General features: G+C 67.0%; 1 protein-coding gene. It reads left to right on the forward strand.

Translation table 11 applies throughout. The features are described from left to right. Positions 1-14: 14 nt before the first annotated feature. Positions 15-1220, forward strand: a 1206-nt coding sequence (locus tag AWC17_RS09385; RefSeq protein WP_141224564.1) for an IS256 family transposase, incomplete at its 3' end; no start/stop codon positions are given.

Consider the following 1220-nt stretch of genomic DNA (forward strand, 5'->3'; position numbering starts at 1 on the left):
GGAGCACTACGTCCGTGTCGAAGAGGGTATCGCCTGTGCAGCGGTTGCAGGCAGAAATTGATGGTGTGTTCGCCGGCGGCGAGGACCTGGCGGGTGCAATCGAGGAAGTAGCCCGGCTCGGTGCCCGGTTGCTGCTGCAGACCGCGATCGAGGCCGAGGTGGCTGCGTTCCTGGGCCGGGACCGCTACCAGCGGACCGCGAGCTGTGCGGAGGCCCGCGCCGGGATGCGCAACGGATACTGCCCGACCACGGTGAAGACCACCGCGGGACCGGTGACGCTGGCACGGCCGAAGGTGCGCGCCACCACCGAGCGGTTCGCCTCCCAGCTGTTCGGCAAGAGAGTAACCAAGACCAACGCGTTGGAGGCGTTGGTGATCGCCGGGTTCGTGCGCGGCCTGTCGGTCCGCGACGTGGAGGCCACCCTGGTCGAAGCGCTCGGCGAGGCCGCCGCGGTGTCGAAGTCGACGGTGTCGCGTATCTGTGAGGACATCAAAACCCAGTTCGAGCAATGGAGCGCCCGCCGCCTCGACGACGTCGAGCTGGATTACCTGTTCCTGGACGGGTCGCACTTCAAATATCACGCGAACGCGTCGGCCGAGCCGGTACTGGCCGCGTGGGGTATCGACACCGACGGCAAACCGGTGTTCGTCGGGCTCGAGGCGGCCTCCTCAGAGTCCGGTGACGCGTGGGAAGGTTTCTTGACCGGGCTCGGCGAACGCGGCCTGGTGTGTCCGCTGCTGGTGATCAGCGACGGCGCGCCCGGGCTGATCGGCGCGGTCGACCGCACCATGGGTGCGGCGTTGCGGCAGCGCTGCCTGATTCATCGCGCCCGCAATATCTTGGCCAAGGTGCCGAAAAATGCGCAGGCGGACGTCAAAGCCGACTATTGGGCGATCTTCGACCTGCCTGAGGACGTTGAACCCGGCATCGACGCAGTCAAACTCGCCCAGAACAGGCTCGACGCGTTCGCCAAGCGCTGGCGTGACTCCTACCCGGCGGCGGTGCGGGCCCTGCTCAATGACCGGGAATCGCTGACGGTGTATCTGCGGTTTCCGCGCGAGCATTGGACCCGGGTGCGGCATTCGAACTTTATAGAGCGCAGCTTCGGCGAGACCCGCCGCCGGGTCAAGGTGATCGGCCGGCTGCCCGGTGAGCACTCCTGCGTCTCCTTGGTCTGGGCGGTGCTCGACCGGGCATCAGCTGGTTGGCGCGGGTTCACC

Origin of the sequence: Mycobacterium nebraskense (genome assembly GCF_002102255.1) — a bacterium.
GTDB lineage: Bacteria > Actinomycetota > Actinomycetes > Mycobacteriales > Mycobacteriaceae > Mycobacterium > Mycobacterium nebraskense.